Below are 14983 nucleotides of genomic sequence, written 5' to 3'. Positions count from 1 at the left end.
TGAGCAACCACCGTCGAACGTGTGCCGACGTAATGGCCCTGGACCACCAAGCAAGCTTGGCGGCCTAGATGCTCCTTAGAAAGGAGGTGATCCAGCCGCACCTTCCGGTACGGCTACCTTGTTACGACTTCGTCCCAATCGCCAGTCCCACCTTCGACAGCTCCCTCCCACAAGGGGTTGGGCCACCGGCTTCGGGTGTTACCGACTTTCGTGACGTGACGGGCGGTGTGTACAAGGCCCGGGAACGTATTCACCGCAGCAATGCTGATCTGCGATTACTAGCAACTCCGACTTCATGGGGTCGAGTTGCAGACCCCAATCCGAACTGAGACAGGCTTTTTGAGATTCGCTCCGCCTCGCGGCTTCGCAGCTCTTTGTACCTGCCATTGTAGCACGTGTGCAGCCCAAGACATAAGGGGCATGATGACTTGACGTCGTCCCCACCTTCCTCCGAGTTGACCCCGGCAGTCTCCTGTGAGTCCCCATCACCCCGAAGGGCATGCTGGCAACACAGAACAAGGGTTGCGCTCGTTGCGGGACTTAACCCAACATCTCACGACACGAGCTGACGACAGCCATGCACCACCTGTACACCGACCACAAGGGGGGCACTATCTCTAATGCTTTCCGGTGTATGTCAAGCCTTGGTAAGGTTCTTCGCGTTGCGTCGAATTAAGCCACATGCTCCGCTGCTTGTGCGGGCCCCCGTCAATTCCTTTGAGTTTTAGCCTTGCGGCCGTACTCCCCAGGCGGGGAACTTAATGCGTTAGCTGCGGCACCGACGACGTGGAATGTCGCCAACACCTAGTTCCCACCGTTTACGGCGTGGACTACCAGGGTATCTAATCCTGTTCGCTCCCCACGCTTTCGCTCCTCAGCGTCAGTAATGGCCCAGAGATCCGCCTTCGCCACCGGTGTTCCTCCTGATATCTGCGCATTTCACCGCTACACCAGGAATTCCGATCTCCCCTACCACACTCTAGCTAGCCCGTATCGAATGCAGACCCGGGGTTAAGCCCCGGGCTTTCACACCCGACGTGACAAGCCGCCTACGAGCTCTTTACGCCCAATAATTCCGGACAACGCTTGCGCCCTACGTATTACCGCGGCTGCTGGCACGTAGTTAGCCGGCGCTTCTTCTGCAGGTACCGTCACTTTCGCTTCTTCCCTGCTGAAAGAGGTTTACAACCCGAAGGCCGTCATCCCTCACGCGGCGTCGCTGCATCAGGCTTTCGCCCATTGTGCAATATTCCCCACTGCTGCCTCCCGTAGGAGTCTGGGCCGTGTCTCAGTCCCAGTGTGGCCGGTCGCCCTCTCAGGCCGGCTACCCGTCGTCGCCTTGGTGAGCCACTACCTCACCAACAAGCTGATAGGCCGCGGGCTCATCCTTCACCGCCGGAGCTTTTAACCCCCGCCCATGCAGGCAGGAGTGTTATCCGGTATTAGACCCCGTTTCCAGGGCTTGTCCCAGAGTGAAGGGCAGATTGCCCACGTGTTACTCACCCGTTCGCCACTAATCCCCACCGAAGTGGTTCATCGTTCGACTTGCATGTGTTAAGCACGCCGCCAGCGTTCGTCCTGAGCCAGGATCAAACTCTCCGTGAATGTTTACCGGTAATCCGGTGAAACATCATGAGAGCGGAACCGGAGGGAGGAATAATCCCTTCGGTTCACAGCGTCCTCGCTGATGCGCCTACCGGAACAATGCCCGGCAGGACTTTTTCAAAGGAACCTCGTCCCGACCGATCGGCCGGAGACGGGGTATCAACAAATCTGGCGTTGATTTTTGGCACGCTGTTGAGTTCTCAAGGAACGGACGCTTCCTTTGTACTCACCCTCTCGGGCTTTCCTCCGGGCGCTTCCCTTCGGTCTTGCGTTTCCGACTCTATCAGACCGTTTCCGTATCCGATTTCCTCGGTGCTTTCCAGGTTCCCGCTTCCGCGTTTCCCTTTCCGGCGAGTCCGACTCTATCAGATCCTTTCGGGCCTGACTCCCAGTCAGCGGGGTTTGTCTTCCCGGCTGTTGGGCTGTTCCGACGTCTCAAACTTTAGCGGATCTTCCCGGCAGTTCCTAATCGGGCCGCCGGACCCAAATCGAATTGAATTCGGGCACGCCGAATTCGCCCCGGTTGGGAGATCGTGCTGGTGGTTTGAGTGCCGCATCAGCGGCCGAGGTGTCGTCGCAGAACCGTTACGGCCCCGTGGCAACTCGAAGAACCTTACGGATCCGCCAGGGCAGTGTCAACCTCCCCTGTCAAGATCTTTAATCGAGGTCGCTGAGCCGGCCGCCCGCGTCCGGCTGGGCGTCCTCCACCCGTCGCAGCAGACGGGTCAGGACCTCGCCCAGGACACCCCGGTCCTCGGCGCTGAGGTCCTGGAGCAGGTCCTCCTCGAAGACCGTGGCGAGGCGCATCGCCTCCAGCCACTTCTCGCGGCCCTCGTCCGTCAGCTCGACGATCACGCGCACGCGGTTCGACTCGTCGCGCTCCCGGGTGACCAGCCCCTCCGCGACCATGCGGTCGATCCGGTGGGTCATGGCGGCCGGGGTGAGGCCGAGGCGCTTGGCGAGCTCACTGGGGCCGAGACGGTACGGAGCGCCGGCGAGGACGAGCGCCTTCAGGACCTCCCACTCGGCGTTGCTGATGCCGAGCGCGGCGGTCTGGCGGCCGTAGGCGACGTTCATCCGCCGGTTGAGACGGGACAGCGCCGAGACGATCTTCTCGACCTGGGGGTCGAGGTCCTGGAACTCGCGCTGGTAGGCGGCGATCTGTTCTTCGAGTGTCGGCTCACTGACGCCGGGGATGTCGCCCATGGCCCGAGTATCGCATGAGGCGCTTGGTGTCGAAGTCCTTCAAGGTGTAGAGTTCAAGTTCTAACTTTAGCTTCGAAGTCTTCAGGCCTGCATCCATGCGTAGGGAACGTGTCACGGACACGGTGCCCGGCACGGGCAGGCCCGCACGGCTTCACGACCAAGGCAGGTGAACGTGACCAGGGCGATGGGCGCAGCGATGCGCCGGATCCACGTGGGCAACGCGCTCAGCGCGTTCGGGCTCGGCTTTACCGTCCCCTTCCTCTACGTCTATGTGGCGCAGGTACGGGGACTCGGCTCCATGACGGCGAGCATCGTGCTCGCCGTCTTCGCCGTGGCCGCTCTCGTCGTGCTGCCGTTCGCCGGCCGGGCGATCGTCCGGCGAGGCCCCCTGCCGGTCCTTCTCGTCGCGCTGGTCACCGCCGCACTCGGTGCGCTGAGCCTCGGGCTGGCGGACAACGCGACGACCGTGGTGCTGTCGGCCGCGGCGCTCGGTGCCGGGCAGGCCGTGATGCAGCCGTCGCTGGCGACGATGATCGTGGACTGCTCCACGGCGGACACCCGGTCGCGCGCCTTCGCGACGCAGTTCTTCCTGCAGAACCTGGGACTCGGCGTCGGCGGTCTCATCGGCGGTCACATCGTCGACCCGGACCGGGCGAGCTCCTTCACTTTGCTGTTCGCGATCGAGGCGGCGATGTTCCTCGTCCTCGTCGTGATCATGGCGACCGTGCGGATGCCGCACGCGCCTCGGATCACCGGGGACACCCCGCAGTCCAAGGGCGGGAACCTGCGGCAGCTCCTCGGCAACCGGGCCATGGTGCAGCTCTCCGTACTGGGGTTCGTGCTGTTCTTCGCCTGCTACGGACAGTTCGAGTCGGGGCTTTCCGCGTACGGCGTCGAGGCGGCCGGGATCTCCACGTCCGCGCTGGGTACGGCGATGGCGGCGAACACGGCGATGATCGTGGTCGCGCAGTTCGCGGTCCTGAAGTTCGTCGAGCGCCGCAAGCGGTCCCGGGTGATCGCCGCCGTCGGACTCATCTGGGCCGTCGCCTGGCTGGCGGCCGGGTACGCGGGCCTCGGGCACGGCAGCCGGACCATGGCCACGGCGGCCTTCGTCTCGACGTACGCGCTCTTCGGGCTCGGTGAGGCGATGCTGTCACCGACGGTGGCTCCGCTGGTCGCCGATCTGGCGCCGAAGGGCATGGCGGGGCAGTACAACTCCGCCTTCGCCCTGGTGAAGCAGCTCGCGCTGGCGATCGGCCCGGCGGTGGGCGGCCCGATGGGGGCCTCGCTGCACGGCCCGTACGTGGCGACGTTCCTGCTCTTCTCCCTCGGCATCACCGTCCTGGCCGTGCGGCTCGGGCGGCGGCTCACCCCCGTACAGAATCAGCCGTCGCTCGCGCGGAGCCGGGTGGTCGCGCAGGGCGGGGCTCCGGCGGAGCCGGTACCGGCGGGCGTCTGACGGACGTACGACGGCCGCCATCACGTGAGGACGTGGTGGCGGCCGTTTCGTCTGTGCGGATTCAGCTCCCCGCGCGCGGGAGCACGAACTCGCACCAGACCGCCTTGCCGCCGCCCGGTGTGCGGCGGGAGCCCCAGCTCGAAGCGATCGTGGCCACGATCGCGATGCCGCGGCCCGCTTCGTCGCCGGGTTCGGCGCGGCGGCGGCGCGGGAGGTGGTCGTCGCCGTCGGTGACCTCGATGATCAGGCGGCGGTCGGTGCGGCGCAGCCGGAGCCGCATCGGCGGGATGCCGTGCTGGAGGGAGTTGGCGACGAGCTCGCTGGCGGCCAGGACGCCGAGGTCGTGCAGCTCGGCGGGGAAGCGCCAGCTGGCCAGCACCCCGGAGGCGAAGGCACGCGCGCGTGGGGCCGCTTCCATGCCGCCGAGCAGTTCCAGGGCCGCGTTGCGGAAGAGCTCGCCGTCGGGGCCCGTACGGGATGGGTGCTGGACGACCAGGACGGCGACGTCGTCGTCGTGGTCGGCGGTGACGCCGGCCGCGCGGACCAGACGGTCGCAGACCACCTGGGGGGTGCCCGTGGCGCCCGCGAGGGCGCGCTCCAGGGAGGCGATGCCCTCGTCGAGGTCCTCGTCCCGGCGCTCGACCAGACCGTCCGTGTAGAGGACGGCGGTGGAACCGGGGCCCAGCGGCACCGAGCCCGAGGCGTGCAGCCAGCCGCCGGTGCCGAGCGGCGGCCCGGTCGGCTCGTCGGCGCGGTGGATGGTGCCGTTCTCGTCGCGGACCAGGATGGGCAGGTGACCGGCGGAGGCATACACCAGCCGGCCCTCGTTCGGGTCGTGGATGGCGTACACGCAGGTGGCGATCTGGTTGGCGTCGATCTCGGTGGCGAGGCCGTCGAGGAGCTGCAGGACCTCGTGCGGCGGCAGGTCGAGACGGGCGTACGCGCGGACGGCGGTGCGCAGCTGGCCCATGACGGCCGCGGCGCGGACCCCGCGGCCCATGACGTCGCCGATGACGAGCGCGGTCCGGCCGCCGCCGAGCGTGATGACGTCGTACCAGTCGCCTCCGACCGCCGCCTCCGTGCCGCCGGGCAGATAGGTGGCGGCGACGCGCAGATCATCGGGTTCCTCCAACTCCTGCGGGAGCAGGGAGCGCTGGAGGGTGACGGCGGTCTCGCGCTGGCCGCGCTCGCTGGCGCGCAGCCGCTCGGCGGCCTCGGCGTGATCGGTGACGTCGGTGGCGAAGACGAGCACGCCGCGGCCGTCGCTCTCCGGGGAGGTGTCGACGGGGGTGCAGGTGAACGTGTAGGAGCGGCCGGTCGACACCTTGCGGGACTTGACGGTGCGGGACTTGGCGCTGCGCAGGACCTGGTCGAGGAGCGGCAGCAGGCCGAGCTCGTCCAGCTCGGGCAGGGCGTCGCGCGCGGGCTCGCCGACGGGGCGGGCGCCGAAGGCCGCCGTGTAGGCGCCGTTGACGTACGAGACGCGGTGCTCGGGGCCGTGCACGAGGGCGACGAGCGCGGGGACGCGGTCGAGGACCGCGCGGACCGGGAGTACGTCGACGGCCGGCCCGGGATGGACGTCGTCGGTCGGTCGCTCGACGCGGGCCGCCGGCACGGAGCCTTCCCCGCGCCGGTCCGGGACGGCCGTGTGCGCGGCGGTGTGCTCGGTCCGCGCTGCGGCGCGGCGCTGCGTTCCGGGGAGCCGGGCGCTCCAGCGCGTGAAGTTCACAGTGGGAAAAGCCTCGTGTTAGAAGGGCGAGCGGTTCACCCGCCCAAAGTCGTGGACCTGTCTGGCAGTCTGACCGACCGGGCCGACATCCGTCAGACGCCGTCCGTGCCGGTGGAGTTCCTCGGTCCGGTCAGGACGACCCCTTCGGGTCGGTCGGAGGCTTTCCCCCGGCCGCCAGTTCGAACTCCGCACGGGGGTGTTCGAGCGAACCGAGGGACACGATCTCCCGCTTGAAGAGTCCCGCCAGGGTCCATTCGGCGAGCACACGGGCCTTGCGGTTGAAGGTCGGCACCCTGCTGAGGTGGTAGACGCGGTGCATGAACCAGGCAGGATAGCCCCTCAGCTTGCGCCCGTAGACGTGTGCGACTCCCTTGTGCAGTCCCAGGGAAGCGACCGAGCCGACGTATTTGTGGGAGTACGTCTCCAGGGGTTCGCCGCGCAGGGTGTGCGCGAGGTTGTCGCCGAGGACCTTCGCCTGGCGCACGGCGTGCTGGGCGTTGGGGGCGGTCTCCCTGCCGGGCTCCGCGGTCACGTCGGGGACGGCCGCCGCGTCTCCCGCCGCCCACGCGTGCGTGACGCCGTCGACGGCCAGCTGCGGGGTGCACCTGAGCCGGCCGCGCTCGTTCAGGGGGAGGTCGGTCGCGGCGAGGACGGGGTTCGGTTTCACGCCGGCCGTCCACACGATGGTGCGCGTCGGGAAGCGCGCGCCGTCACTGAGGACGGCGATCCGGTCCGCGCAGGTGTTGAGCCGGGTGTCCAGGCGTACCTCGATGTTGCGCCGGCGCAACTGGGTGACCGTGTACTTGCCCATCTCCTCGCCGACCTCGGGCAGGATGCGGTCCGAGGCCTCGACGAGGATCCATTTCATGTCCTCGGGCTTGAGGTTGTGGTAGTACCGCGCGGTGTAGCGGGCCATGTCCTCCAGCTCGCCGAGCGCCTCGACGCCGGCGTAACCGCCCCCTACGAAGACGAAGGTCAGGGCCGCGTCGCGGATCGCCGGGTCGCGGGTGGAGGAGGCGATGTCCATCTGCTCGATGACGTGGTTGCGCAGGCCGATGGCCTCCTCGACCGTCTTGAAGCCGATGGCGTGCTCGGCGAGCCCGGGGATCGGCAGGGTGCGCGAGATGGAGCCGGGGGCGAGCACGAGTTCGTCGTACGTGATCTGCTCCGCGCCCGTGCCCTCCTCCTCGGTGGCGAGTGTGCTGAGCGTGGCGGTGCGCTTGGCGTGGTCGATCGACCGGACCTCGCCGATGACGATCCGGCACCGGCCGAGGACCCGGCGCAGCGGGACGACCACGTGCCGCGGCGAGATCGAGCCCGCGGCGGCCTCGGGAAGGAACGGCTGATACGTCATATAAGGGTCGGGCGAGACGACCGTGATCTCGACCTCGCCCCGCTTCAGTTCGGGCTTCAGCTTCCGCTGGAGGCGCAGAGCGGTGTACATCCCGACGTAGCCACCGCCGACAATGAGAATGCGCGCACGTTCCTTCACCACCCCATGACGCACCCCGCTCTCGCGTTTGTCCACAGCCCTGGCAATTTGTGTGACCGGTCGCCGTCAACGTGCGGAGTTGGCCGATTTGCCGGAGTCGGCAGAAAAAGAGCAGGTCAGGGTGGGCGAGGGGGGTACTCGGAGGGGGTGCAACCGGGACGTACCCGGCCCGTACTCCGATCGGGGGGCGCTCTGTGCGGAACCTGCCCCTTCTGAATTGACCCCCTCTCAACTATGTTCGTGTGTCGACGGGGTGTAGGGGGATGCGCTCGGCGGGTCCGCACGACGGGCTCACGCACCAGCTTGTTCCACACACTCCGGTCTGTCGATGGCGGGGAGAGTCTCCGGGGGGAGACGTCATTACCGGGGGAACGCTTATGCACATTCAGGACTCTCATTGGTCTTCCGCGTCGGCCATCGCACCTGGTGGTGCGATCGGCGCGGCGACGAGCGGCAACGGCCGCGGTCCGGCGGACGGATCGCGCACCACGCCGCTGCGTGTGGACGCACAGCGCAATCTGGAACATGTACTGCGCGCGGCGCGCGAGGTCTTCGGCGAGCTGGGATACGGCGCGCCGATGGAGGACGTCGCACGACGCGCGAGAGTCGGTGTCGGCACGGTGTACCGGCGCTTCCCGAGCAAGGACGTCCTGGTGCGCCGGATAGCCGAGGAGGAGACCTCCCGGCTGACCGACCAGGCCCGTTCCGCGCTCGGCCAGGAGGACGAGCCGTGGTCGGCGCTCTCGCGCTTCCTGCGGACGTCGGTGGCCTCGGGTGCCGGACGGCTGCTGCCGCCGCAGGTGCTGCGGGTCGGTGTCCCCGAGGACGGGTCCGAGGCCGACGAGGCGCGGGTGCCGCAGCAGCGGTCCCAGCTCACGACCGAGTTGCGGCTCGTCGAGCAGCGGCCCGCCGCCGAGGACGACGAGCCGGTGATCGCCGCGGTGGACGACGCCGGCGCGGCGACGCTGCTCGAAGTGGTCGGCCGGCTCGTGGACCGGGCACGTGCGGCGGGCGAGCTGCGCGCCGACGTCACCGTGGCGGACGTACTGCTGGTCATCGCGACGGCGGCACCCTCGCTGCCGGACGCGGCCCAGCAGGCGGCGGCCTCGGCCCGGCTTCTCGACATCCTGTTGGAGGGCCTGCGCTCGCGTCCGGCGTGATCCGGACCCGAAGGCCCCTGCGGAGCGGACGAGTTCCGGTGCGTGCGTGCGGGTCGGCCGCGCACCGGAAGCGTCATCCCCGTCATGCCGTCATGCCGTCATGCCGGTGTGGAACGGCAACATCCGGGCGCAGGGGGACTGTTGACCATTCCCCGATCGAGTGGCAGTTAGTACTGCCACTCGATAAAACCCCCCGGACGAGTGGTCGGTCCGTACAAAGGGGCCCTGTTCGGGGAGCCTGTGGCACTGTGTCCCGGTATTCGGGACCGAGTGGGCAGGCGGGGGCTTTCCGCGATGAGCGTTGACGGGCGGGACGAGTCACTCGGTGACAGTGGCGCCGACGGCGGCACGGAAACCGGCGGCGCAACGTCACGACAGGTGCCGAGCCAGGGCGGCCCGCACCGCGGGAGCCCGCACAGCACGGGCCCGGACGACGGAAGCCCGCACAGCGTCGGCCGGGACGACGGAGACCCGCACGGCGAAGGTCGCGAACTCCTTCCTCCGGCCGCCCCGTTCGACGATGCGGCCGACCCCGGTGTGCCCTCGCAGCGGGACCGGTGGGACCGGCGCGAGGGCGGCGTTCTGCCGCCCCCGGTGGAGCCGCCGCCCCCCGACGCCGGTCTGATCGCACGGATGCGCGCGGGCGACGACACCGCGTACGAGGAGCTGTACCGCCGGCACGCCGAGGCCGTCCGCCGCTACGCCCGCACCTGCTGCCGTGACTCGCACACCGCCGACGACCTCACGGCCGAGGTGTTCGCCCGCATGCTCCAGGCCGTACGCGGCGGCAGCGGCCCCGAGCACGCCGTGCGCGCGTATCTCCTCACCACCGTCCGCCGGGTCGCCGCACACTGGACGAAGACGACCAGAAGAGAGCAACTGGTCGACGATTTCGCGGTGTTCGCCGCACAGGCCGTACGCGGATCCGAGGTCTCCGGCGACGACACCCTCGATCTCGGGGCGGACGTACGCGCGATGCACGAGGCCGAGCAGTCCATGGCCATGCGAGCCTTCCGCTCGCTGCCGGAGCGCTGGCAGGCCGTGCTGTGGCACACCGAGGTCGAGGACGAGTCCCCGAGCGAGGTCGCCACGCTCTTCGGTCTCGACGCCAACGGAACCCGTGTGCTCGCCAGCCGTGCCCGCGAGGGCCTCAAGCAGGCGTATCTCCAGGCGCACGTCAGCACCACCCTCACCATGGACGAGGAGTGCGCTCGCTACGCCGACCGGCTGGGCGCCTACGCCCGCGGCGGCCTGCGCACCCGTGCCGAACGGGGGCTGCGCAAGCACCTGGAGGAATGCGCCAAGTGCCGCCTGGCCGCGGGCCAGATCAAGGAAGTGGCCGGCGGGATCCCGGCGGTCGTACCGGTCGCGGTCATCGGCTGGTTCGGGGCCGCCGGGTACGCGAAGGCCCTCGCGCTCATCGCGGGTGGCGCCGGAGCGGGTGCGGCCGGGGTCGCGGGCGCGGCCGCCGCGGCGGGCGGCGGCTCGGGAGGAGCGGGCGCCGGAGGCGGCGCCGCGGTCGCGGAGGGGCTCGGCGCGCCGGTCAAGGCCGGTATCGCGGCGGGTGTCGTCGCGGCGGCCGCGGCGGCGGTGGCGCTCGCTCTGGCCGGCCACGAGAGTCCGGCGGGGCGGCCCGAGGCCAGGCCCTCCGCGTCGCCCGCCGTCGAAGCGCCGCCGCCTTCGCCGGCTCCGCCCACGAGACCCCCCACGCCGAAGCCGCCCGTACCGGCTCGCGGGCCGGTGGCCGCCCCGGCCTCCTCGGCAAAGCCGCGGCCCGCGCCCGAGGCGTCCCCGGCGCCGAGCCCGTCCCCCACGCCGAGGCCCGCCCCGACTGCCACTCCGCGGCCGGAGCCCACCCCGACGAAGGCCCGGCCGACGCCCGCGCCGACCCCGACGCCCGCCCCGCCCGCCCAGGCCGTCTACCGGTGGAGCGAGCTGGAGTACGACGTCACCGGCGACCACTCCGGGCCGGAGATGCGGCTCGTCGAGAGCAACTGGGTCTGGCGTCGTGACGGAATGAGGATCGCGGACACCCGGTACACGCACGGTGTGACCGTCCACGGCCGGTCCTCCGTCACCGTCGACCTCAACCGCGAGTGCGGCTCGTACGACGCGATGGTCGGTGTCGACGACCTGATGCTGGGCCTGGGCACCTTGCGGTTCTCCGTGTACGCGGACGGTTCCCCGGTGTGGCGGTCGCCGCTGATCGAGGGCGGCGACCCGGCGGTTCCCGTCCATGTGAACCTCACCGGCCACCGGACGGTCCGGCTCGTCGTGGAACCCCACGGCCCGGTCGACTCGGCGTCGCTGGGGGACTGGGCCGAGTCGAGGTTCCTGTGCCGGTGAGAGTTCGGCGCGAGCGGACGTCCCTACGCCGATGAGCGCTCGGGGTACTCCTCGGGGTACTCCAGCAGGACCTCGGCCAGGTCCCCCAGCGCCTCTTCCTGGGAACGGCCGGAACCCCGGGCTCGCTCCGACTCGTAGCGGTCCGGGCCGAGCGCCGCGAGGGCCGCGGCCTCGGTGCGCCGGGCGTCGGCGCGCTCCCGCGCGGGGCGCAGGTCCCCTCCGCGCCAAGATGTTCCGGCGGCGAGCAGGCGCGTCGCCACCGGGTGGGCACCCACCTCGGTGAGGAGCCTCGCGGCGACCTCGACGAAACCTGCCGCCACCACGTCGGCGCACCGTGCGTCCATCGCGTCCCGCAGCGCGCCATACAGCTTCCGCAGGGCCGGCACGGGACCGGACTCGGCGGCCGTGACGATGGCGTCGACCCCGTCCAGCGCGGCCGTGAACTGCGGCGGCGGGGTGCCCCGGGCGCTCTCCTCACGCGCCTTCTCGCACAGCTCGCGCGCGAAGGCGACCTCCCCGTCGTCCAGGACCACTTGGGCTCGCAGCAGATACACGAACGCGCGGGAGTCGATCACCCCGTACAGATCGGCCGCCGCGCTCGCCTCGTCCAGGGTGGCCAGGGCCACGGAGCGCTCGCCCGAGCGGTGGGCGATCTCCGCCAGCCGTGCCATCAGGAACGGCACCTCCGCGTACGCCCCCACCTCGTAGGCGAGCCGCAGAGCTTCCTCGTACTCGCCCTTCGCCTCGTCGAACCGGCCACGCGCCATCGCCGCCTCACCGGCCGCGCTGCACACCTGGGCCCGCATCCAGCGGTCCCCCACCCGTCGGCTGAGCCCGCGCAGTTCCACCAGGTCCTCGTCCACCCCGGGCATTCCGCCGGGGGCGTCGACGACCATGTGCGTACGGAGCATCAGGGCGACGCCGATCTCCCATTCGCCGCCGTACTCACGGCAGTTGGCGACCGCTTCGTCCATCGCGGGCCGCGTGTCGTCCGCGTCGCCCATGAAGTGCGCGGTCAGCGGCCAGATGATCCCCGGCATACGCGCGGCGTCCGGACCGCCCTTCTGGAAGACGGCCCGCACCCGCCCCACGTACTCCCGCAACCGCTCGTCCCCCCACTCGTCCAGCGGGACGACGTCCACCTTCATGAACAGATGGAACATGCGCATCCGCATCCGCGCGGCGTGCAGCGGATGCCGTTCGTCGCGCTCGGGATGATCGAGAAGGGCGGCGACCGGGTCGACACCGTCGAGCTCGGCGAAGAGGCCGTCACCGCCGGGATGCCCGCCACCGCCGCTGCCGCAGCCCGCCTCGACTCCGGCCGCAGGTTTGCCGTCGCCGACTGTCCCCGTACCGCGGCCGGTTGCCGCCGCGCCCTCGTCGGCCGCCCCGCGGTCCTCGGTCCCGGTGTCGAGGAACGCTCCCAGTTTCAGAACGAGTTCGGTCCATTCGACGCCCTCGGTGCGGAAGTTGCGCAGCCACCAGAACCAGCCCATGGCGAGGACCAGCGCACCCGCCTCCTCCTCGTCACGGGCGACGAGCGCCCGGTGGAGGGCCGCCCGGATGTTGTCAAGCTCGGTCTCCAGGCGCCGGATCCAGGGGAGTTGGCTCGCCGAGCGGAGCTGGGGCTCGGCCTCCTCCGTCAGGGCGCGCACCCACGCGCGGTGGCGCCGCTCGGCCGCCGCACGCAGCCCGGGAACCTCGGCCGCGCGCTCGGTGGCGTACTCGTGGATGGTCTCCAGCATGCGATAGCGCATCCCGCCGCCGAGGCCGCCCTCAGGGCTTCCCGCACCCCGGACACCACCGCCGCCCGCCCCACCGACCCCTTGCGTGCCGTCCATGCCGTCGGGGGTGGCCACGAGGAGGGACTTGTCGACGAGCGCGCCGATGAGGTCGGCCGCGGGACCGGTGCACACGGCCTCCGCGGCCTCCAGGTCCCAGCCGCCCGCGAACACCGACGCCTCGCGCAGCACGGTCCGCTCACGCTCGTCGAGCAGATCCCAGGACCAGTCGACGACGGCACGCAGGGTCTGCTGACGGGGCAGCACCGTACGGCTTCCGGAGGTGAGCAGCCGGAAGCGGTCGTCGAGCCGGTCGGCGATCTGCCGCGGGGTGAGCAGCCGCAACCGGGCCGCCGCCAGCTCGATGGCCAGGGGCAGGCCGTCGAGCCGCCGGCAGATCTCGTCCACGGCTGCGGCGTCGTGGAGGGCCGTACCGGCGTCGGGGCGCACCACCGAGGCCCGCTCCATGAACAGGCGGCGCGCGGAACCGGGCAGGAGGGGCTCGACCGGGCGCACCAACTCGCCGGGCACACCGAGGGGTTCACGGCTGGTGGCGAGGATCGTGAGCCCCGGGCAGCGGGTCAGCAGCGTCTCGGCGAGTTCGGCCGCGGCGCCGATGACATGCTCGCAGTTGTCAAGGACCAGGAGCTGGCTGCGCGAGGCGCAGTACTCGACGAGCAGGGCGACCGGGTCGTCCTGCGGAACCGCCATCTCGTTGGTGATCAACGCGGTCTCGCGCAGACCGAGGGCGCTGACCACCGCGCCCGGGACCGCCTCGGGCCGGTCGAGCGGGGCCAGCTCGACCAGCCAGGCCTGCGGAAGCCCGGCGGCGGCCTCCTCGGCGAGGCGGGTCTTTCCCGAACCCCCTGGTCCGGTCAGCGTGACCAGGCGCGCCCTCCGCACATCCGAACGGATGGCCCCGAGCTCGCGTTCCCGTCCGACGAAAGAGTTCAAACGGGGACGAATATTCCCGGTGCGCTGAGCGCGGTGGTGATCCCCGGGGCTGAGGCCCGGGACCGGACCGGGTGCCACGGCAGCACCGTCGGTACGAGGCCGGATTCGCTGCGGCCCGCCGGCCCCTTCCGGATCGAGCAACGCGACGTGCAGGGCGCGCAGTTCCGGCCCGGGATCGGTGCCGAGACCGTCCATCAGTCCGCGGCGCACGTCCTCGTACGCGGCCAGCGCGTCGGCCCCGCGGCCCGCCTCGCGCAGGGCGCGGATGAGCAGGACGTGCAGAGCCTCGTCGTACGGGTGGGCCGTCGTCAGTTCCTTCAACTCCGGTACGACGTCGACGGCGCGGCCGAGTCGCAGGTCCGCCTCGACGCGGCCGCGCGTGGCCTCCAGGCGCAGCGCCTCCGGGCGGGTGGCTGTGGTGCGGTCGGGAAGGTCCGCGAGGGCGGGGCCGCGCCACAGGGCGAGGGCTTCGCGCAGGCGGACGGCCGCGGCCGGGGCGTCACCGTGGTCGAGTGCGGTCCTGCCCTCCGCGACGAGCCGCTGGAAGACGAACAGGTCCACGTCCTCCTCGGCGGCCCGGAGCCGGTAGCCGCCGGCCTGGGAGGTGACGGCGTCCCTGCCGATGGCCCGGCGGAGGCGGCCGACCAGTGCCTGCAGGGCGGCCGGGGCGTCCTGGGGAGGATCGTCCGCCCACACCTCGTCGATCAGGGTGTCCGGAGCGGTCGTGCGGGAGGGGTGGCGGGCCAGGGCCGTGAGCAGCGCGCGGACCCGGGGGCCGCCCACGGTGATCAGGGCCCCCCGGTCGTTCTCCACCTGGGCGACCCCCAGGATCCTGTACCGCACACCCCCATTCTCACCGCCCCACCCCGACGAGGACACCAGCACGCCCCCGCCCCCGGGTTCCCGCCCCGCAGCCACAGCCTTCTCCCACCCCCTCCGCCCCTACCCGACCACCCGTACCTGGGGCTCCGCCCCGGCCCCCGCTCCTCAAACGCCACAGGGGCCGGAGCCTCGCCGGCCGGGGCTGTGACCGTCCGGCACTCGCACCCGCAGCCGGGCACGCGCGTGAGGGGCCGTGCCGGTACATCACATGCCCGCAGGCCGGACGGATCACCACCCACGAACACGTAGCAACCCCGCTGAGATCCGTTCGGATGCGGGCGGATGTACCGGCACGACCCCGCCCCACAACGCACCCGCCACCCAGCACCCGGCACCCGCAAGACGCAGACGCACCCCGCAGCCGGGAGC

Annotated in this window: 7 protein-coding genes and 1 rRNA gene; 3 read left to right on the top strand and 5 right to left on the bottom strand. The window is 70.6% G+C overall.

Features of this window, described 5'->3' with window-relative positions; translation table 11 throughout:
- Nucleotides 1–79: 79 nt before the first annotated feature.
- Nucleotides 80–1605: ribosomal RNA gene (locus tag OHT01_RS21220) — 16S ribosomal RNA — on the bottom strand.
- A 657-nt stretch (nt 1606–2262) separates the two neighbouring features.
- Nucleotides 2263–2811: a MarR family winged helix-turn-helix transcriptional regulator gene (locus OHT01_RS21215; protein ID WP_328554696.1), complete on the bottom strand. Its 549-nt coding sequence runs from the start codon at nt 2809–2811 to the stop codon at nt 2263–2265.
- Between the two features lie 184 nt (nt 2812–2995).
- Between OHT01_RS21215 and OHT01_RS21210 the strand changes: the two genes are divergently transcribed.
- Nucleotides 2996–4270 (top strand): MDR family MFS transporter, encoded by a 1275-nt coding sequence (locus OHT01_RS21210; protein WP_328558202.1) that lies wholly within the window; start codon nt 2996–2998, stop codon nt 4268–4270.
- 61 nt (nt 4271–4331) lie between these two features.
- On the opposite strand, the gene OHT01_RS21205 is transcribed toward OHT01_RS21210, so the two are convergent.
- Together OHT01_RS21205 and OHT01_RS21200 are read right to left on the bottom strand one after the other, a co-directional pair.
- Nucleotides 4332–5999 (bottom strand): ATP-binding SpoIIE family protein phosphatase, encoded by a 1668-nt coding sequence (locus OHT01_RS21205; protein WP_328554695.1) that lies wholly within the window; start codon nt 5997–5999, stop codon nt 4332–4334.
- 130 nt (nt 6000–6129) lie between these two features.
- Complete coding sequence (locus OHT01_RS21200) at nt 6130–7494, bottom strand: NAD(P)/FAD-dependent oxidoreductase (protein ID WP_328554694.1); 1365 nt, start codon at nt 7492–7494, stop codon at nt 6130–6132.
- Between the two features lie 374 nt (nt 7495–7868).
- Here OHT01_RS21200 and OHT01_RS21195 point away from each other — a divergent pair, with 374 nt between their 5' ends.
- Complete coding sequence (locus OHT01_RS21195; RefSeq protein ID WP_328554693.1) at nt 7869–8651, top strand: TetR/AcrR family transcriptional regulator; 783 nt, start codon at nt 7869–7871, stop codon at nt 8649–8651.
- 294 nt (nt 8652–8945) lie between these two features.
- Entirely contained in the window at nt 8946–10997 is a 2052-nt protein-coding gene (locus OHT01_RS21190) for a sigma-70 family RNA polymerase sigma factor (RefSeq protein WP_328554692.1), read from the top strand.
- 23 nt (nt 10998–11020) lie between these two features.
- On the opposite strand, the gene OHT01_RS21185 is transcribed toward OHT01_RS21190, so the two are convergent.
- A complete protein-coding gene (locus tag OHT01_RS21185; protein WP_328554691.1) occupies nt 11021–14575 on the bottom strand; it encodes an AfsR/SARP family transcriptional regulator in 3555 nt (1184 codons plus the stop codon).
- Nucleotides 14576–14983 lie beyond the last annotated feature (408 nt).

Origin of the sequence: Streptomyces sp. NBC_00358 (assembly GCF_036099295.1) — a bacterium.
Classification (GTDB): domain Bacteria; phylum Actinomycetota; class Actinomycetes; order Streptomycetales; family Streptomycetaceae; genus Streptomyces.
This window is presented reverse-complemented; position numbering and strand designations above follow the sequence as displayed.